The following is a 17,822-nucleotide window of genomic DNA, read 5'->3' as shown; positions in this document are numbered from 1 at the left end:
CCATAGAGCAGGCTTTAATGGGTACGCCTACCATGCCGCATCCCGATAGCGAGCCGCTGCCAGCCAGCAACCGCAGCGAGCTGGCAGCAAGTCGCCTGAGTTTGCTGGCGCAAGCGCGTCATCGCCTGGCGATTTATCAGCCACAGCTTTCAGGCGAGGTTCTCGCCAGCCCGCAGGAGCTGACCGAGCTACGCCGCATCGCCATCTCGGGTCGCGGCGCGCTCATTCGTATCCTGCTGCACGATCCGGCGGCGGCCTTGCGGGAAGACCACCGCCTGATTGCCCTGGTCCAACGCCTATCCAGCATCGTGCAAGTCCGCACGCCGGTGGACGCCGTTGACCTGGCCTATCCCAGCGCTTACCTGCTTAACGATAGCGACGGCTATCTGTTCCAGCCCGATGCCCATCGCCCGCAAGGGCGTGCAGCCAGCCAGGACCGCGCCGCACAAGCGCCGTTATGGCAGCACTTCGAGACGGTCTGGGAGCGCGCCGAGCGCGCTACGATGCTGCAGCCGCTGGCCATTTAGAGACGAGGAAGAAGCCGCGGCGATGGCGTCGCCAAGCCACCCACCTGAACGCTGGTTAGCCATCTGTTATGGCCCTCAATGACCTCGATTTCGTCTTAAAACACACAAAACCACGGATCTATGGCGGTCGTCGATGAGGACGAGCTGGAAGTTTCACCGATGATCCCCACTTTTATCGGCGATTTGGGTTGCCGTGCCATGGCGGCTCAAGGCTATAATTAACAGGATTTTCGCCAGCGATCGGCCTAACCGGACAGATCGCTGCTAGCCTCCTTCCCTGCCGGTGGTGACGTGAGCACAAACCTGATTCGCGAGTTCTTCGATTCCTCCCAACTCGCTGGCGGCAACGCCGATTATGTCGAACAACTCTATGACCTTTGGTTGACCGACCCCTCGTCGGTTTCCCCTGAGTGGGGCCAATATTTCAAGACCTTTAATGGCCGCGAGTCGGGAGACGTTTCCCACGCCGCGGCCATTGCGCGTATAGAGGCGGCGCAAAAACAGCGTCACAACGGCGCCGCGACGGTCACCGTCCCCATGAACGACGAGCATGCGCGCAAGCAGGCCGGCGTCCTTCGCCTGCTGACTGCCTACCGCTCGCGCGGCCATCTTGCCGCCGATCTCGACCCGCTCGGCCTGACCGAAAAAATGTCGGCGCCTGATTTAGGGCTGGCCTTCCACGGCTTGAGCGATGCCGACCTCGATACCGAGTTCGATACCGGCAACTACGCCGGCGGCGGTCAGCGCCTCAAGCTGCGCGAGCTGCTGGCACGGCTGCAAAAGGTCTACACCGGTACCATCGGTACCGAGTTCATGCATATCAGCAACCATGAACAGCGCAACTGGATCTATACCCGCCTGGAGCAAGCTCACGGCAGCGCCGGGCTGGACAAGGCCGGCAAACAGCGCGTCCTGGACGGCCTGACGGCAGCCGAAGGCCTCGAACGCTACCTGCATACCAAGTACGTCGGTCAGAAGCGCTTCTCGCTGGAAGGTGGCGACAGCCTTATTCCGATGATCGACGACATGGTTCGCGCGGCTGGCGACAACGGCATCAAGGAAGTCGTGATCGGCATGGCCCACCGCGGCCGCCTCAATGTGCTGGTCAACATCCTGGGCAAGCTGCCGCGAACCCTGTTCGACGAGTTCGAAGGGCGCTTTGAGCATGTGGATGACCCTGCCCATACCGGCGACGTGAAGTACCACATGGGCTTCTCCGCCGACGTCAAGACGCCTAACGGCGGCGTGCACGTGGCGCTGGCCTTCAATCCGTCGCACCTGGAAATCGTCAACCCGGTGGTCGCCGGGTCGGTGCATGCGCGCCAGGTTCGCCGCCGCGATACCGAACACCAACAGTCCATTGCACTACTGGTTCATGGCGACGCCGCCCTGGCCGGCCAGGGCGTGAACATGGAACTGTTCAACATGTCCCAGGCGCGCGGCTTCAAGATCGGCGGCAGCCTGCATGTGGTGGTGAACAACCAGGTGGGCTTTACCACCTCGAATCCGCAGGACGCCCGTTCCACCATGTACTGCACCGACTTGGCCAAGATGGTCAATGCACCGGTGTTTCATGTGAATGGCGACGACCCGGAAGCAGTGATCCAGGTTACCCGCCTCGCTTACGATTTCCGCAAGCAGTTCCGTAAAGATGTGGTGATCGACCTGGTCTGCTATCGCCGTCACGGCCATAACGAGGCCGACGAGCCCGCCGCGACACAGCCGGTGATGTACCAGATCATCCGCAAGCGCCCTACCGCCCGCGATCTGTACGCGCAGCAACTGGTGAAAGAAGGCGTACTCGCCGACGGCGACGCGCAAAAGCAGTTTGAAGACTATCGTGCCCGTCTCGAAGCCGGCACGCCGATGACCGAGCTCACCAACACCTTGGTCAAAGACATCGAGGTGGACTGGAGTGGCCTGATTAACGGCAAGCTGTCCGATCCGGTCGATACGACGGTGTCCAAGCAGAAGCTGCTCGAATTGGCTAACAAGATTCTCGAACTGCCTGCCGATCTCACCCTGCAGCCGCGCGTGGCGAAGATCTACGAAGACCGCCGCAAGATGACCGCCGGCGAGTTACCGGGCGACTGGGGCTTTGCCGAGAATCTCGCCTACGCCACCTTGATCGACGCCGGCTACGACATGCGCCTGGTCGGCCAGGACTCCGGTCGTGGCACCTTCTTCCATCGCCATGCCGTGCTGCACGATCAGAAAGACGGCCACACCTTCATGCCGCTGGCCAATATCCGCGCTACCGCGGATGTCGAAGTGATCGACTCGCTGCTCAGCGAAGAAGCCGTGATGGCGTTCGAGTACGGTCACTCCACCACCGATCCATACACACTGCATATCTGGGAAGGCCAGTTCGGCGATTTCGCCAATGGCGCCCAGGTGGTCATCGACCAGTTCATCAGTTCGGGCGAAGCCAAGTGGAACCGCCTGTGCGGCCTGGCGCTGTACCTGCCGCACGGTTATGAAGGCCAGGGCCCGGAGCATTCCTCCGCCCGTCTTGAGCGCTTCCTGCAACTGTGCGCACTGGACAATATGCAGGTCTGCGTGCCGACGACTCCGGCGCAAGACTTCCATATGATCCGCCGGCAGATGCTGCGGCCTACTCGCAAGCCGCTGATCGTGATGACGCCGAAATCGTTGCTGCGTCACAAGCTGGCTATCTCCAGCCTGGACGAGCTGGCCAACGGCAGTTTCCAGTTGGTGATCGGCGAGCATCGAGAGTTGCCGGTGAAGAAGGTCAAGCGCGTGGTGTTCTGCTCCGGCAAGATTTATTACGACCTGCTGGAAGAAGCCGAGAAGCGCGACCTGAAAGATGTCGCCATCGTGCGTGTCGAGCAGCTATACCCGTTCCCGCGTCCCGAAGTCACCGCCGAACTGGAAAAATTCGCTTCCGCCAAGGAAGTGATCTGGTGCCAGGAAGAGCCGATGAACCAAGGCGCCTGGTTCCAGATTCGTCATCACCTGCAGGCCAGCATCGGCAGCAAGCACAGTCTGTCCTACGCAGGACGCGCTCGCTCGCCGGCCCCGGCCGCCGGTCACCTCAACACCCATGTCGCCGAACAGTCGGCGCTCGTCGAGCAGGCGCTTATCGCGCCGGTCGGCACTGACCACTCCGCGGAGTAAGACCAGCATGTCCATTGAAGTCAAAGTCCCCGTTCTGCCCGAATCTGTTTCTGACGCCACGATCGCCACCTGGCACAAAAAGGTCGGTGATGCGGTCAAGCGCGACGAGAATCTGGTCGACCTGGAAACCGACAAAGTTGTGCTGGAAGTACCCTCGACGGTCGACGGCGTCATCAAGGAGCTGAAGTTCCAGGAAGGCGCCACGGTTCTCAGCCAGCAGGTGATTGCAGTCATCGAAGAAGGTGCTGCCGCTGCCGCGCCGGCGCCCGCACCTGCCGCCGCTGCCCCGACTCCAGCACAAGCCGCCGAGCCGCCGAAGGCCGCCGCCAGCGGTAACGCCGATTTGTCTCCGGCCGGCCTGCGCGTCGCCACTGAGCAGAAAATCGACGCCTCTAACGTGACCGGCACCGGCCGTGACGGCCGCGTCACTAAAGAAGATCTCGTCAACTACGGCAAGAGCGGTGCGCCGGCCGCAGTGCCAGCTGCCAAGCCCACGCCGGGCGCACGTCCGGAAGAACGCGTGCCGATGACTCGCATGCGCGCGCGCATTGCCGAGCGCCTGATGCAATCGAAGAACTCCATCGCCATGCTGACCTCGTTCAACGAGGTGAATCTGGCCGAAGTGGTCAAGATGCGCAAAACACTGGGCGAGCAGTTCGAGAAGACCAACGGCGTCAAGCTGGGCTTTATGAGCTTCTTCGTCAAAGCCGCCGCCGAAGCGCTCAAGCGCCACCCGGTGGTGAATGCTTCGGTCGATGGCAACGACGTGATTTACCACGGTTACCAGGACATCTCGATCGCTGTGTCCACCGACAAGGGCCTGGTCACTCCGGTGCTGCGTGACGTGCAGGACATGGGCTTTGCCGATGTCGAGAAAGGCATTCTCGAGTACGCCAAGAAAGCGCGCGACGGCAAGCTCGGCCTGGACGATCTGCAGGGCGGTACCTTTACCATCACCAATGGCGGCACTTTCGGCTCGCTGCTCTCGACGCCGATCGTCAATCCGCCGCAGAGCGCCATCCTCGGCATGCACACCATTAAAGAGCGTGCCATTGTCGAGAACGGCCAGGTCATTGCCGCGCCGATGATGTATCTGGCGCTCAGCTACGACCACCGCATCATCGACGGTAAAGACGCCGTACTGTTCCTGGTCGATATCAAGAACCAGCTCGAGAATCCGCAGCGCATGCTTCTTGGTCTTTGATCGCCTTGGCGATCAAAGAAAATAGGTAACGAAGCTCTGGTGGCGAGTCGTAGCGCAAACCGCGCACTCGCCGCACACCTCCCCCGCTCCACCATGCCACGCCCTACCGGCGCGTCACGCAGCAAGGAACAAGTAATGAGCGATAAATTCGACGTCATCGTCATCGGCGCCGGCCCCGCCGGCTATGTGGCCGCGATCCGCGCCGCGCAGCTTGGCCTGAAAACCGCTTGCGTGGATGCCTTCGTCGGCAAGGACGGCAAGCAGGCCCTCGGCGGCACCTGCCTGAACGTGGGTTGCATCCCGTCCAAGGCGCTGCTGGATTCCTCGCGCCAGTTTCATAATCTGACGCATAACTTTGCGGTGCACGGCATCAGTGCGGACAATCCGCGCATTGACGTGGCGACGTTCGTTGGCCGCAAAGACAAGATCGTCAAGCAGTTCACCGGTGGCGTGAGCCAACTGTTCAAGGCGAACAAAATCACGCCGTTCTTCGGCACCGGCAAGCTGCTCAAAGGCAATAGCGTCGAGGTCACTGCACCCGACGGCAGCAAGCAGACCATCAGCGCAACCAACGTCATCCTCGCCTCGGGCTCGGTGCCCATCGAGCTGCCGTTCGCCAAGTTCGATGGCAAAAATATTGTCGACAACGCCGGCGCACTGGACCTCACCGAAGTACCGAAGCGCCTGGGCGTGATCGGTGCCGGCGTGATCGGCCTGGAGCTCGGCAGCGTGTGGAAGCGCCTTGGCGCCGACGTCACCATCCTTGAGGCACTACCGGATTTCCTCTCCGTCGCCGACGCCGACGTGGCCAAGATTGCCGCTCGCGAGTTCGCCAAGCAGGGACTCACGATCAAGCTCGGCGCCAAGCTCACCAAAGCCGAAATCAAGAAGAATGAGGTCGAGCTGACCTACGAGGACAAGGACGGCGCACACCAGCTCACCGTCGACAAGCTGCTGGTCGCCGTGGGCCGCCGCGCTTACACCGCCGGCCTGCTGGCCGACGATACCGGCGTGAAGCTGGACGAGCGCGGCCGCATCGTGGTCGACGAGCACAATCACACCGGCGTCGATGGCGTATGGGCTATTGGCGACGCGGTGCGTGGACCGATGCTTGCGCATAAAGGCTCCGAAGAAGGCGTTGCGGTGGCCGAGTGGATCGCCGGTAAAGCCGGCCACATCAACTACGACACCATTCCGTGGGTGATCTACACCGAGCCGGAAATTGCCTGGGCCGGCAAGACCGAAAAAGAACTCAAGGACGCCGGCATTCCGTACAAAGTCGGCACGTTCCCGTTCGCTGCGATCGGCCGCGCCGTCGCGATGAACGAGGCCGTCGGCCAGGTGAAGATGCTCGCCCATGCCGAGACCGATCGTCTGCTCGGCGTGCACATGGTCGGTCCTGGCGTGTCCGAGCTGATCGCCGAAGCCGTAGTGACCATGGAGTTCAAAGGCTCCGCCGAAGATCTGGCACGTATTGTCCACGCTCACCCGACCTTGTCCGAAGCTGTGCACGAAGCAGCGTTGTCGGTGGATAAGCGCGCGATCCATAAGGGCAACTGAGTTACTGCAGTTGACCGTGCGGCCCGCCCGTGGCGACATGGGCGGGCCGTTTGTTTTAAAGCCTTGCCATTTCCATTCATCCCTTAACGAGTGCGCTCCATGTCCCAAGTCACCGCCCTCTGCGTCTACTGCGGCTCCAATAGCGGCACGCATCCGGACTACATCGAACATGCCCGTGCCTTTGGCAGTGAAATGGCGCGTCGCGGTATTGCCCTGGTCTATGGCGGCGGCAAGGTGGGGCTGATGGGTACGGTAGCCGACGCCGTATTGGCTGGCGGCGGCAAGGTGATCGGCGTGATCCCGCGCCAGTTGGTCGAGCGCGAGGTAGCGCACAAGGGGCTTACCGAACTGCATGTGGTCGAGACCATGCACCAGCGCAAGACGCGCATGTTCGAATTGTCCGACGCCTTTGTCGCCCTGCCCGGTGGCTTCGGCACGATGGACGAAATGTTCGAAATGCTGACCTGGGCACAGCTCGGGCTGCACCGTTACCCCTGCGCTTTCCATAATGTCCGCGGCTATTACAGCCCTTTGCGCACGATGATGGATCACATGGTGACGGAAGGGTTTGTTCGGGCCGAGCAACGTGAAAGCGTATGGTTCGGCGATAGCATGGAGTCGCTATTGGACTGGATGACGCAATACCAAAGCACCTATACGCCTAAATGGATCGACCCGGCCGTTGTAGCCAGCCCTTGATGGAACGGTTTCACTACCAAGAACAGCCCCAGGCCAAAGCGACGATATGACGAGCCCAAATGCCTTCCGCGCCTTTCGTATTCATCAAGATGACGCCGGTTACCGCGGCGGCATCGACATGCTCAGTGCCGATGCGCTGACACCGGGCGAGGTGCTGGTCAAAGTCGCCTATTCCTCGGTCAACTACAAAGATGCCCTGGCCGGTACCGGCAAAGGCAAGATCCTCCGGCAATTTCCGCTCAATGGCGGTATCGATGTCGCCGGCCATGTGGTTGCTTCCACCGATCCGGCCTTCAAAGAAGGCGATGCGGTGCTGTGCACAGGCAGCGGCCTTTCCGAAACACGCGATGGCGGTTACAGCGAATACGTTCGTCTGCCGGCGCAGTGGACCATCCCGTTGCCGCACGGCCTGAGCCTGCGCGAGAGCATGGTGATCGGCACTGCCGGCTTTACCGCTGCCCTGGCACTACTGCGCATGCAGGACAACCGCCAGACACCGGCACACGGCCCTATCGCCGTCACCGGCGCCAGCGGCGGTGTCGGCATGCTGGCCATCGACATCTTCAGCCATGCTGGCTATGAGGTGCATGCCATCAGTGGCAAAACCGATCACTTCGACGTACTGCGCACGCTGGGGGCGACGGTATGCATAGACCGACACGAACTGGCTTTCAGTGGTAAGCCGATGGATTCGGTACGCTTTGGCGGCGCGCTGGACAATGTCGGCGGCCCTATGCTGGCCGGCTTGCTGCCGCTGATAGCACCCTACGGCAACGTCGCCATTTGCGGCAATGCTGGCGGCATCGCGTTCGACAGTACAGTAATGCCCTTCATCATTCGCGGCGCCAGCCTGCTCGGTATTGCCTCTGCCGGCACTGCGCGCGACATCCGCGAGCAAGTCTGGCAGCACCTTGCCAGCAACTGGAAGCCTCAGCGGCTACCTACCATTTGTACCCGTGAAGTCCAGTTGGATGCGCTGCCGGGCGTTTTCGAGACCATGCTGACGGGCGCCTCGTTTGGCCGTACGCTGGTGCATATCGGAGAGATTTGAAGCGATCTGGGTTGCAGCGCATGCCACAGCGCTTGGAAGCAAGGCAGGTCGCACGTAGAATCTCAGGCACTGTTTAAGGGGACATTCATGGCTCGCATCCTGATCGTCGACGATTCGCCGTCGCAACTGCTTGGCATCAAACGCATCGTCGAAAAGCTCGGGCACGAGGTTTTTACCGCTGAGGACGGCGCCGCGGGCGTCGAGGCTGCCAAGAAGGAGCTTCCCGACCTGATCCTGATGGACGTGGTGATGCCCAACCTCAATGGTTTCCAGGCCACTCGCACCATCAGCAAAGACGAAACCACCAAGCACATCCCGGTGGTGCTGGTTACTACCAAAGACCAAGAAACCGACAAGGTCTGGGGCATGCGCCAGGGCGCCAAAGCCTATGTCACCAAGCCGATCAAGGAAGAAGAGCTGATCGCTACGCTGAAGGAATTGCTGCCGGCCTGAACGGCACCGCCGACTTCGCCAACGATTTCATAAAAAACGGCGCCCGCAGGCGCCGTTTTTCATTTCGCGATCAAGCCGGTTTTGCGGCTCAGGTTCTGGGATCGTAGTCTGGAAACTGATCGCGTAGCGCCTCGAAGGCCGCACGCTGGTCCTCGTTATCAACCACGGGTACACGGATCGACAACTCCACCAGTTGATCGCCCGGATGCGCCCCCGGCATACCCCGCCCTTTCAAGCGCAGCTTGCGGCCGGACTGCGAGCCTGCCGGGATGCGCAGATCTACGGTACCGGCCAAGGTCGGCACCGCTAATGTGGCGCCAAGTGCGGCGTCCCACGGCGTGATCGGCAACACATGCAAGACATTCTGGCCATCCAGCCGAAACTGCGCATCGTCTCGAATGCCCACTTCCAACAGCAAATCACCGCTCGGCCCGCCCGCCATGCCGGGGTGACCCTGCCCGGACAACCGAATCACCTTGCCCGACTGGATCCCGGCTGGAATTTTCACCTCCAGCACACGCTCTTTGCCGCTGGAATCCTGTAGTGCCAGACGGGTGCGTCCACCATCGAACGCCGTCTTCAAATCAATCTGCACTTGCGCCTGTATATCGCTGCCACGGCGTGGGCGCGGCGCACCGCGCTGCCCGCCTGCCGAGCGGCCAAACATGCTTTCGAAGAAATCGCTGAAATCGCCGTGACCGGCATCGCCGAAATCGAAGTTATGACCTTGTCCAAAACCCGGCGGCGGCCGGAATTGTTCGCCTTGCCGGTAACCGCCCGCTCGCACTTGATCGTAGGCGCGACGTTTCTCGGCATCACGAAGCACTTCATTGGCCTCGTTAATTGCCTTGAACTTGTCTTCGGCCCCCGTTTCTTTGTTCTTGTCCGGGTGATATTTGCGCGCCAGCTTGCGATATGCGGCCTTGATCTCCGCCTCGCTAGCTTCAGGCTTTACACCCAGGGTGTCGTAATAATCTTTGAATTCCACTGTACTTCCCCGGCCATGGGCTCCAAGCAATACAAAACCCGCGGCGGATCATCGTCCGCCACGGGCTAACTCGCAAGATTAACGCTTTATGGTTTAGGAGTCTGTCGGGCCTGGGCGGTCGAGGCGAAAAGTCGTCTGCGTGAAGGCAGCTTTTCGTCGATGTGCTGGCCCATAGTTATTCTTGAGCCAAGCAGCGGCGGAAAGATGGCCCACGTAGCCGACTTTGCAGCCTCGACCGCCCAGGTCCGGCAGACTCCTAGTGGTTGGTATGAATGGTGATGCGGCGTGGCGACGCTTGCGCTTTCTTGGGAATCGAGATCTCCAGCACACCATGCTTACCGTTTGCGCTGATGCCCTCGGCGTCAGCGGTGTCCGGTAGCGCAAAGTGACGCTGGAACGCGCCATGAGCACGCTCGACGCGGGTGAACTTACCGCCCTGCTCGACACTGGCGGCAGGTCGCTCCCCCTTGATGATTAGCATGCCCTTATCCATGCTCACTTCAATCGTGGCCGGATCGACGCCGGGAATATCGGCAAGGATCAGAAAACGCTGCTCGTCCTCGTGAATATCTACGCGTGGCGCCCATTGACCGGCGGCACCTTGCGAAACCTCGTTCTGAAAAAGGTGGCCAAAAGCCTGGCGCAGCTCCTGCTGCAGGCCATGATTATGGTTCCACGTCGAAACACGGTGAATGCTCATATCGGTAATCCTTGGATAGGTTGCGGTACCAGTACCGCTTGAACCCATACGTAGGTACGCGCCGGCTTGATTCAAGACCACCCGTCGTTGTGCGGCCACCGCTTCATATCCGAGTCAGTTGGTCAGCAAAGCCGCTACAGTGATATCTACCCCTCCCCATGACTTACATGAACAGGTAACCCACCATGAGCATCCAGCCAGGCGCCTATCTACCTGACGCCACGCTTGCCGTCGTCGATGGCGAGATTCAGCAACAGCGCACTACCGATCTTTTCGTGGGCCGCAAAGCGGTGCTATTCGCTGTGCCGGGCGCATTCACCCCGACCTGCTCGAATAAGCATATGCCTGGCTACGTAAAGCATTTCCAGGAATTTCGTCAGCGCGGCATCGATGTGATGTGCCTCTCCGTCAACGACGCCTATGTGATGCAAGCCTGGGCGAAGGCGCAGCAGGTTCCCGCGGGCCTGTTGATGCTGGCCGACGGTAATGGCAACTTTACCCGAGCGCTCGGCTTGGAGTTGGATGGCAGCGCCTATGGCATGGGCCTGCGTGCCCGACGCTTTGCGCTCTATGCGGAGGATGGCCTGGTGCGGCAACTGCATATCGAGGCACCGGGCGAGCTTAACGTCTCTACGGCTGAAGCCATGCTGGCGGCAATAGCGGACTGATACCGTCAATGACACGCCGTCTTCAGCGGCAAGCCAAAAGAAAAGCCCCGGCATAGCCGGGGCTTTTCTGACTCAAGAACTCAGCGAGTTTACTCTTCCGTAGGTGCCGGATCGGTAGGTGCCGACTCGATAGCCACGCTGGAATCGTCGCCCTCGGTAGGCGCCATCCCTTCAACTCGTTCGGCGTCCTCGCCGTTCTCTTCTTCCGCATCCAACCGCACCACGCTGATAAGCGTCTCTTCGGCTGGCAGGCGAATCAAGGTAACGCCCTGGGTGTTGCGGCTGAGCTGAGAAACTTCAGCCACGCGGGTACGTACCAGCGTGCCCTGATCGGAAATCAGCATCAGCTCGTGTGCCTCGGTAACCTGCGTTGCGGCGACCAGTTTGCCGTTGCGCTCGGAGCATTGAATACCGATCACGCCCTGCGTACCGCGTCCCTTCTTGGGGAACTCCTCCAGCACGGTCCGCTTGCCATAGCCGCGCTGGGTCGCGGTGAGAATGTCACCCTCGGCGGCAACGATCAGCGACACCACTTCGCAGCCTTCCGCCAGCTTCATGCCACGCACGCCTCGGGAGGTACGACCAGACGAGCGCACCTCGTCCTCATCGAAACGCACCGTCTTGCCGTTGGACGCAAACAACAGCACGTCGCTGTTGCCGTCGGTCAACGCGACATTGACCAGCGCATCGCCCTCATCGAGGTTAATCGCGATCTTGCCTTTCTGCAGTTGGAAAGCGAACTCGGTAAGCGGCGTCTTCTTTACCGTGCCTTGCTTGGTCGCAAAGAACACGAAACGACCCTCGCTGTACTCGCGTACCGGCAATACCGCCTGCACTTTCTCGCCCGCACCCAGCGGCAGCAGATTGACCATCGGCTTGCCGCGTGCATTGGGGCCAGACTCCGGCATCTGATAAACCTTGAGCCAGTAGACGCGGCCAGTGCTGGTGAATGCGAGCAAGGTGTCATGCGTGTTGACCACCCAGAGCTGCTCGACGAAATCCTCGTCTTTCAATGCAGAAGCCGAGCGACCCTTGCCGCCACGGCGCTGCGCGCGGTACGTGCTGGCCGGCTGACGCTTCACGTAACCGGTGTGCGACAGCGTAACGACGACGTCTTCCGGTGCGATCAGATCGAGAACGTTGAGGTCTTCCTGCGAATGCTGAATCTCGGTGCGGCGCTTGTCGCCGAACTCGGTCAGGATCACTTCCAGCTCACCGCGAATCACCGCAAGCAGACGTACCGGATCTTCCAGGATCTCGATCAGGCCACGGATGACTTGCAGAATCTGACGATATTCGTCGGAGAGTTTTTCTTGCTCCAGGCCGGTCAAGCGATGCAGACGCATCGCCAGGATTTCCGACGCTTGTACTTCGGACAACTGATAGCCGTCGCCCTTCAGCCCTTCGCGCGGATCCATGTCTTCGGGACGCGAGGACTCGGCACCAGCGGCGGCCAGCAAGGTATTGACCAAGCCCGGCTGCCACTTACGCGCCAACATGCGTTCGCGTGCTTCAGCCGGTGAGGCCGAGCTGCGAATCAATTCGATCATCTCTTCAATATTGGCCAGCGCAACAGTGAGGCCTTCGAGGATATGCGCGCGGGCACGGGCTTTACGCAGTTCAAAGATAGTGCGGCGGGTGACCACCTCACGACGGTGGCGAATGAACGCCTCCAGAATGTCTTTGAGGTTGAGCAGACGCGGCTGCCCATCCAGCAAGGCCACCATATTGATGCCGAAAGTGACCTGCATCTGGGTTTGCTGGAACAGATTGTTCAGCACCACGTCGCCCATCGAATCGCGACGGATCTCGATCACGATGCGCATGCCGTCCTTGTCGGATTCGTCACGCAGCTCGCTGATGCCTTCGAGCTTCTTTTCTTTCACCAGCTCGGCGATCTTCTCGATCAACCGCGCCTTGTTTACCTGGTACGGCAGCTCTCGAACGATGATCGTCTCGCGGCCGTTCGACTCGGTTTCGATCTCCGCCCTTGAGCGCACAAGGATGCGGCCACGGCCGGTACGGTAGGCCTCGACGATGCCGGATGAGCCGTTGATGATGCCGTAGGTCGGAAAATCCGGCCCCGGAATATGCTGCATCAAATCTTCGATCGACAACGACGGATCGTCGATCAGTGCAATGGTCGCCGCGATGACTTCGTTGAGGTTATGCGGCGGCACGTTGGTCGCCATGCCTACCGCGATACCGGCTGAACCGTTTATCAGCAGGTTCGGTACGCGAGTGGGCAGTACTAAGGGCTCGTGTTCGCTCTCATCGTAGTTCGGGCCGAAATCGACCGTTTCTTTATCGATGTCGGCAAGCAACTCGTGCGTGAGGCGCGCCATGCGCACCTCGGTGTAACGCATCGCGGCGGGGTTATCACCATCGACCGAACCGAAGTTACCCTGGCCGTCGACCAGCATGTAGCGCAAGGAAAACGGCTGCGCCATACGCACGATCGCGTCATAGACCGAGGCATCACCATGCGGATGGTATTTACCGATGACGTCACCGACCACGCGGGCGGATTTTTTATAGGGCTTGTTCCAGACGTTGCCCAATTCGTTCATCGCAAATAAAACACGGCGATGTACGGGCTTCAGACCATCACGTACATCTGGAAGCGCGCGGCCAACGATGACGCTCATGGCGTAATCGAGATAGCTCTGACGCATTTCGTCTTCGATGCTGACGCGAATGATTTCTTTGGCGAGTTCTGCCATCAATCAGGTTCCCTAGTAACGAAAAAAGGCCGCGCTGCACGCACTTCGCGCGCTTATGACGAGGGCCTAACGCAAGCTCAGAATCATAGCACAGCCGCGTGTAAAAAGCCGGCCATAGACTTTTTCAAATCAATGACTTACAGCCCCGTCTTGGTGCGTTTGAAAAGCAGTAGGCGAGCACTGCCGAAATTCACCCCGGCGGCCATCGCCGAACCCACCGCCACAGCCAGCGCAGGCCAGCGCTGCGACCACGGGAACACGCTTAGAAAGATCACATAAACCGCGTAGTTGACGACCGCCCCACCCGCCATCAACACCATCCAGTGTCCCCATTCGGACAGCAGCGAGCGTCCGCTGTCGCGACTGGCAAATGTGCGCTGGCGATTCCACCACCAGGTCGCGGTAGCCGCCGATAGAAACGAGACGATGCGCGCGTAGTAAGGATTCCAGTGCAACACACTGACCAGCAACTGCACGATACCGGCATCGACCACCAGCCCGATCAGGCCACCTATCGCGAACAAGGCGACTTCGTGGCGAAGTCTCATGGCTTGAATTTCATCGCGGGCGTTTCATGCAGGCGTTTCGGATCGCTGGCATCAAGCCGGAAACATCAGTTGCATGACACTCGCGGTCGGCCGCTCGATCACGCCACGCTCCGTCACGATGGCGTCGATCAATGCCGCCGGAGTGACATCAAACACCGGATTCCAGGCATCGGCGCCGTCGACTACGGTGCGTTGGCCGGCCACCGCAAGCAGCTCGGCCGGATCGCGCAACTCGATCTCGATGTCATCGCCCGTGGCGGTCGCCATATCCACCGTGGACGAAGGCGCCACCACCATGAACTTCACGCCGTGATGACGCGCGGCAATAGCTAGCTGATAAGTGCCGATCTTGTTGGCGGTATCCCCATTCGCAGCGATGCGGTCGGCGCCGACGATCACCCATTGCACCACACCGGATTTCATCAGATGCGCCGCGGCCGAATCAGCGATCAACTTGGCCGGAATGCCATCGCGGACCAGTTCCCACATGGTCAATCGAGCGCCCTGCTGCCACGGCCGGGTTTCGCCGGCAAAGACCTGTTCGATACGACCGGAAGCCACGCCGGCACGGATTACACCCAGCGCCGTGCCGTAGCCAGCGGTCGCGAGCGACCCTGTATTGCAATGGGTGAGCACACCCGAATGCGGCGCAATCAGCGATGCGCCCAGTTCGCCCATATGCCGATTGGCGATGAGATCTTCGTCCTGAATCGCCTGCGCCTCGCGCTCCAACGCCGCCGCATCGGCGCCGGCGGTGATGCGCGCCTTCATGCGATCCAGCGCCCACATCAGGTTTACTGCGGTAGGGCGGGCGGCACGCAGCATGGCCAGTGCAGAATCGAGCGATTCGCCCTGCTTGGCCGCAAGCACTACACCCCAGGCGGCTGCGATGCCAATGGCCGGCGCACCGCGAACGGCGAGATCCTTGATGGCCAGAGTAACCTGGGCAGCGGTGGCGCAATCGATCCAGCGCTCCTCCTGCGGAAGCAGACGCTGGTCGAGCAAGCGCAAATGATCGCCTTGCCACTGCACGGCACGGATGCGGTCGTAACGGTCGTAATCCATAAACTTGTTTGCTACTCGCTTGTTTGCTGCTGGGTCTAAACGGAAAGCGGCGGGAGCATATCCCGCGCGGTCACTCAAGGCGAGTCGGGCATAACGATCCAGAGGATCGCGTAGATCAGGACACCCGAACCGCCCAGCAGGGTGAGCACCACCCAAAGCAGTCGCACCAGCGTCGGGTCCCAGCCGAGATACTCAGCGATGCCGCCGCAGACGCCGGCAACCTTTCTGTCATTGAGCGATCGATGCAGGCGCTTTTCCATCACCAGTCCCTCCCTGAAAGTCGCCTAGTTTCGCGTATTGAGCCATTGATGGATTGCCGGCGGCACTTCGCGCTGAGCACGGCTGGACACATAAATACCGATGTGCCCGCCCTTGAACGCCAGTTGGGTGTAATCGGTGGTGCCCACGTGCTTGCCCAACGCTCGCGATGCATCCGGCGGCACCAGATGATCTTGCTCAGCGAAAATATTCAACACCGGCTGAGTAATCATGCCTAGATCGACCGGCTTGCCGCCGATCGTGAGCGTGCCGTCGACCAGTTTGTTGCCCTGGTAGAAGTCCTTGATGAATTCGCGGAACGCCTCGCCTGCCTGATCCGGCGAGTCGAAAATCCAGCGTTCCATGCGCAGGAAACTTTCCAGCTCGGCAGGGTTATCGAGAATGTCGACCAGACCGATATATTTTTGCTGATTCAGACGCAGCGGCTTCAGCGTGAGATACACCCAGTTCATCAGCTCGGCCGGGATATTGCCCAGCGTATCGACGAACAGATCCACGTCCAGATTGCGCGTCCAATGCGAAAGCATATTGTCTGGAGTATGGAAATCCACCGGCGTAACCATGGTGATGAGGTTTTTCACCTTGCCCGGCTGCAGCGCGGTGTAGCACAGCGAGAATGCACCACCCTGGCAAATGCCGAGCAGATTGATCGCTTTCAGGCCGTGCCGCTCACGTACGGCATCGACACAACGATCGAGGTAACCGTTGATGTAGTCGTCCAGACCCAGCCAGCGGTCAGCGCCATCGGGATAGCCCCAGTCGAGCAAATAAACGTCTTCGCCTTGCGCCAACAGGTTACGCACCAACGAGCGATCGGCCTGCAGATCGGTCATCCAGGCCGTATTGACCAGTGCATAGACGATCAGGATCGGCGTCTTCGACGTCGGCTTCTGCGAACCTTTGAAATGCCAGACGGTGAGCTTGTCTTCGCGATAAACCGCCTCGCGCGGCGTATTGGCGTACTCCGGCTCACGCAGGCCGCGCAGATTGCCTACGCCAGCAGCAAGTTTGCGTTGAAAGGTGGTGATTTCGGCGAGGATCTTCGCCGGGTCCATACTCAACGGTGCGTACATGGCGTCTCCTTACTTGCGGCGTGTGGCCGTCTTGGCGACCGGTTTACGGCTGGCTGAAGCTTTGCGCGCAGGCGTCTTGCTGGGTGCGCTCTTGCTGGCCTGACTCTTGGCCGACGAGGTAGCCGCCTTTCTGATCGGCGTCGCCGAGGCCGGACGGCTTTCTTTAGGCGCACTCGCCTTGGACGTGTTTTCTGCCAGCTTGCGTTTGAGCGCGGCGATTTCAGCACGCAAGTCGGCCGCCTCGTCACTCGCAGCATTGGCCGGTTTTACACCGGCCTGCTTGCTACCGGTGCGTAGTTCACGACGCAGCTCATGCATTTGTTTGCTCAGCGCAGTTACTTCGCTACGCGTCGGCATGCCCAGCTCGCGGCAATAAGCCTCCAACTGTTGCTGCTGCAAATGACGTACCCGCATCTGCGCATTGACCATGTCGCCATAGGCAACGCGAAACTCGTCCGATAAGGCGATCTCCGCATAAGCCGCCTCGGAGGCGTCGACCCATTGGTCGTAAAGCGCCTTGAGCGAGTCGAGCTGTTGACCACGCTCGGTAAGCTGCGACAACTGGCTCTGCAAGCGCTCGAAGCCCTCGGTATTGGCTCGCTGGATCAACGCCTGGTAACGACCCTGGGTTTCCAGATACTCGCGTACCGCAGCGGCCAATGCCTGCTGCTGCATCTGCTGCTCACGCGTGTAGCCGAAAGCCGGCATGGGCCCCATGCCCGGCAAGCCGCCCAAACCACCGGACTGCGCAGCCTGCAGCCACGATTGCCATGACTGCGCGAAACCCTGCGCACCTGCTGTATCGATACCGGCGAAGGCTTGCGCAAACGGTTGCCCACCGGCGCCCGCGAACAGATCTTGCAACTGACGCTGCCAGTCGCCGCCCTGTCCGATGCCGCTGGACGCCGCACCTTGCAGCCACTCTGTGTAGCTTTTCAAACCGGCCATGCTGCGCGCCAGCAGATCACCTGCAGGACCGCCTTGCGGTGGCATGCCAGGCGCAGCGAAAGCCGCAGGATTAAAGCCCGCTGGATTAAAGAAGGCCGAACCACCAGCCGGCTGCTGTTGCATATAACGGGTCCAAGCATCCCAGGACTGCTGTGCTTGTGCCTGATAGTCCTTCAGGAAATCGGTGGCCATGCCTGC

Annotated in this window: 16 protein-coding genes; 8 read left to right on the top strand and 8 right to left on the bottom strand. The window is 60.4% G+C overall.

All coding sequences use genetic code 11. The features are described from left to right. The first annotated feature begins 17 nt into the window (after positions 1 to 17). The 7 genes from DVJ77_RS12800 to pilH all read left to right on the top strand — a co-directional run bounded on the left by DVJ77_RS12800 (position 18) and on the right by pilH (position 8,632). Positions 18 to 527: a DUF7931 domain-containing protein gene (locus tag DVJ77_RS12800; protein WP_225427979.1), complete on the top strand. Its 510-nt coding sequence runs from the start codon at positions 18 to 20 to the stop codon at positions 525 to 527. 291 nt (positions 528 to 818) lie between these two features. Then, positions 819 to 3,665 carry a 2-oxoglutarate dehydrogenase E1 component gene (locus DVJ77_RS12795; RefSeq protein WP_114845908.1) on the top strand — a complete coding sequence of 949 codons (2,847 nt, stop codon included), beginning with the start codon at positions 819 to 821 and terminating at the stop codon, positions 3,663 to 3,665. Positions 3,666 to 3,672: 7 nt separating this feature from the next. Beyond that, entirely contained in the window at positions 3,673 to 4,869 is a 1,197-nt protein-coding gene (sucB, locus tag DVJ77_RS12790; protein WP_114845907.1) for a dihydrolipoyllysine-residue succinyltransferase, read from the top strand. 135 nt (positions 4,870 to 5,004) lie between these two features. After that, positions 5,005 to 6,429 carry a dihydrolipoyl dehydrogenase gene (gene lpdA, locus DVJ77_RS12785; protein WP_114845906.1) on the top strand — a complete coding sequence of 475 codons (1,425 nt, stop codon included), beginning with the start codon at positions 5,005 to 5,007 and terminating at the stop codon, positions 6,427 to 6,429. Between the two features lie 99 nt (positions 6,430 to 6,528). Further along, positions 6,529 to 7,128 (top strand): LOG family protein, encoded by a 600-nt coding sequence (locus tag DVJ77_RS12780; RefSeq protein ID WP_114845905.1) that lies wholly within the window; start codon positions 6,529 to 6,531, stop codon positions 7,126 to 7,128. A gap of 46 nt (positions 7,129 to 7,174) precedes the next feature. Then, on the top strand, positions 7,175 to 8,179 hold the full coding sequence (locus DVJ77_RS12775) for a YhdH/YhfP family quinone oxidoreductase (RefSeq protein WP_114845904.1): 1,005 nt from the start codon (positions 7,175 to 7,177) through the stop codon (positions 8,177 to 8,179). Between the two features lie 87 nt (positions 8,180 to 8,266). Next, the gene (gene pilH / locus DVJ77_RS12770) at positions 8,267 to 8,632 is read left to right on the top strand and encodes a twitching motility response regulator PilH (protein ID WP_114845903.1); all 366 of its coding nucleotides are present in this window, start codon (positions 8,267 to 8,269) and stop codon (positions 8,630 to 8,632) included. An 88-nt stretch (positions 8,633 to 8,720) separates the two neighbouring features. On the opposite strand, the gene DVJ77_RS12765 is transcribed toward pilH, so the two are convergent. Beyond that, on the bottom strand, positions 8,721 to 9,620 hold the full coding sequence (locus tag DVJ77_RS12765) for a DnaJ C-terminal domain-containing protein (RefSeq protein WP_114845902.1): 900 nt from the start codon (positions 9,618 to 9,620) through the stop codon (positions 8,721 to 8,723). 256 nt (positions 9,621 to 9,876) lie between these two features. Continuing rightward, positions 9,877 to 10,320 carry an Hsp20/alpha crystallin family protein gene (locus DVJ77_RS12760; protein WP_114845901.1) on the bottom strand — a complete coding sequence of 148 codons (444 nt, stop codon included), beginning with the start codon at positions 10,318 to 10,320 and terminating at the stop codon, positions 9,877 to 9,879. Between the two features lie 185 nt (positions 10,321 to 10,505). On the opposite strand from DVJ77_RS12760, the gene DVJ77_RS12755 reads away from it, so the two are divergent. Further along, the gene (locus tag DVJ77_RS12755) at positions 10,506 to 10,988 is read left to right on the top strand and encodes a peroxiredoxin (protein WP_114845900.1); all 483 of its coding nucleotides are present in this window, start codon (positions 10,506 to 10,508) and stop codon (positions 10,986 to 10,988) included. An 89-nt stretch (positions 10,989 to 11,077) separates the two neighbouring features. Here the strand turns inward: DVJ77_RS12755 and gyrA are convergent, their stop codons facing one another. The 6 genes from gyrA to DVJ77_RS12725 all read right to left on the bottom strand — a co-directional run bounded on the left by gyrA (position 11,078) and on the right by DVJ77_RS12725 (position 17,816). Next, positions 11,078 to 13,711 carry a DNA gyrase subunit A gene (gene gyrA / locus DVJ77_RS12750; protein ID WP_114845899.1) on the bottom strand — a complete coding sequence of 878 codons (2,634 nt, stop codon included), beginning with the start codon at positions 13,709 to 13,711 and terminating at the stop codon, positions 11,078 to 11,080. 137 nt (positions 13,712 to 13,848) lie between these two features. Then, entirely contained in the window at positions 13,849 to 14,259 is a 411-nt protein-coding gene (locus DVJ77_RS12745; RefSeq protein ID WP_114845898.1) for a GtrA family protein, read from the bottom strand. Positions 14,260 to 14,310: 51 nt separating this feature from the next. After that, positions 14,311 to 15,324 carry an S-methyl-5-thioribose-1-phosphate isomerase gene (mtnA, locus tag DVJ77_RS12740; protein ID WP_114845897.1) on the bottom strand — a complete coding sequence of 338 codons (1,014 nt, stop codon included), beginning with the start codon at positions 15,322 to 15,324 and terminating at the stop codon, positions 14,311 to 14,313. 74 nt (positions 15,325 to 15,398) lie between these two features. After that, the gene (locus DVJ77_RS12735; protein ID WP_114845896.1) at positions 15,399 to 15,584 is read right to left on the bottom strand and encodes a PspC domain-containing protein; all 186 of its coding nucleotides are present in this window, start codon (positions 15,582 to 15,584) and stop codon (positions 15,399 to 15,401) included. Between the two features lie 24 nt (positions 15,585 to 15,608). Further along, positions 15,609 to 16,676, bottom strand: a complete 1,068-nt coding sequence (locus tag DVJ77_RS12730) for a class III poly(R)-hydroxyalkanoic acid synthase subunit PhaC (protein ID WP_114845895.1) — start codon at positions 16,674 to 16,676, stop codon at positions 15,609 to 15,611. A gap of 9 nt (positions 16,677 to 16,685) precedes the next feature. Then, on the bottom strand, positions 16,686 to 17,816 hold the full coding sequence (locus DVJ77_RS12725; protein WP_114845894.1) for a poly(R)-hydroxyalkanoic acid synthase subunit PhaE: 1,131 nt from the start codon (positions 17,814 to 17,816) through the stop codon (positions 16,686 to 16,688). Positions 17,817 to 17,822: the final 6 nt, after the last annotated feature.

The organism is Dyella tabacisoli (assembly GCF_003350925.1).
In the GTDB taxonomy this organism is placed as follows: Bacteria; Pseudomonadota; Gammaproteobacteria; order Xanthomonadales; family Rhodanobacteraceae; genus Dyella_C; species Dyella_C tabacisoli.
Note: the sequence above shows the minus strand (reverse complement) of the source record. Positions and strands in the feature narration are given on the sequence as shown.

Bases quoted from the DNA above. Each gene is read 5' to 3' on its own strand.
- DVJ77_RS12745 (WP_114845898.1), bottom strand. From the start codon at position 14,259: ATGAGACTTCGCCACGAAGTCGCCTTGTTCGCGATAGGTGGCCTGATC.
- DVJ77_RS12735 (WP_114845896.1), bottom strand. From the start codon at position 15,584: ATGGAAAAGCGCCTGCATCGATCGCTCAATGACAGAAAGGTTGCCGGC.
- DVJ77_RS12730 (WP_114845895.1), bottom strand. From the start codon at position 16,676: ATGTACGCACCGTTGAGTATGGACCCGGCGAAGATCCTCGCCGAAATC.
- DVJ77_RS12775 (WP_114845904.1), top strand. From the start codon at position 7,175: ATGACGAGCCCAAATGCCTTCCGCGCCTTTCGTATTCATCAAGATGAC.
- DVJ77_RS12755 (WP_114845900.1), top strand. From the start codon at position 10,506: ATGAGCATCCAGCCAGGCGCCTATCTACCTGACGCCACGCTTGCCGTC.
- DVJ77_RS12780 (WP_114845905.1), top strand. From the start codon at position 6,529: ATGTCCCAAGTCACCGCCCTCTGCGTCTACTGCGGCTCCAATAGCGGC.
- mtnA (WP_114845897.1), bottom strand. From the start codon at position 15,324: ATGGATTACGACCGTTACGACCGCATCCGTGCCGTGCAGTGGCAAGGC.
- pilH (WP_114845903.1), top strand. From the start codon at position 8,267: ATGGCTCGCATCCTGATCGTCGACGATTCGCCGTCGCAACTGCTTGGC.
- DVJ77_RS12725 (WP_114845894.1), bottom strand. From the start codon at position 17,816: ATGGCCACCGATTTCCTGAAGGACTATCAGGCACAAGCACAGCAGTCC.
- DVJ77_RS12760 (WP_114845901.1), bottom strand. From the start codon at position 10,320: ATGAGCATTCACCGTGTTTCGACGTGGAACCATAATCATGGCCTGCAG.
- DVJ77_RS12800 (WP_225427979.1), top strand. From the start codon at position 18: ATGGGTACGCCTACCATGCCGCATCCCGATAGCGAGCCGCTGCCAGCC.
- lpdA (WP_114845906.1), top strand. From the start codon at position 5,005: ATGAGCGATAAATTCGACGTCATCGTCATCGGCGCCGGCCCCGCCGGC.
- sucB (WP_114845907.1), top strand. From the start codon at position 3,673: ATGTCCATTGAAGTCAAAGTCCCCGTTCTGCCCGAATCTGTTTCTGAC.
- gyrA (WP_114845899.1), bottom strand. From the start codon at position 13,711: ATGGCAGAACTCGCCAAAGAAATCATTCGCGTCAGCATCGAAGACGAA.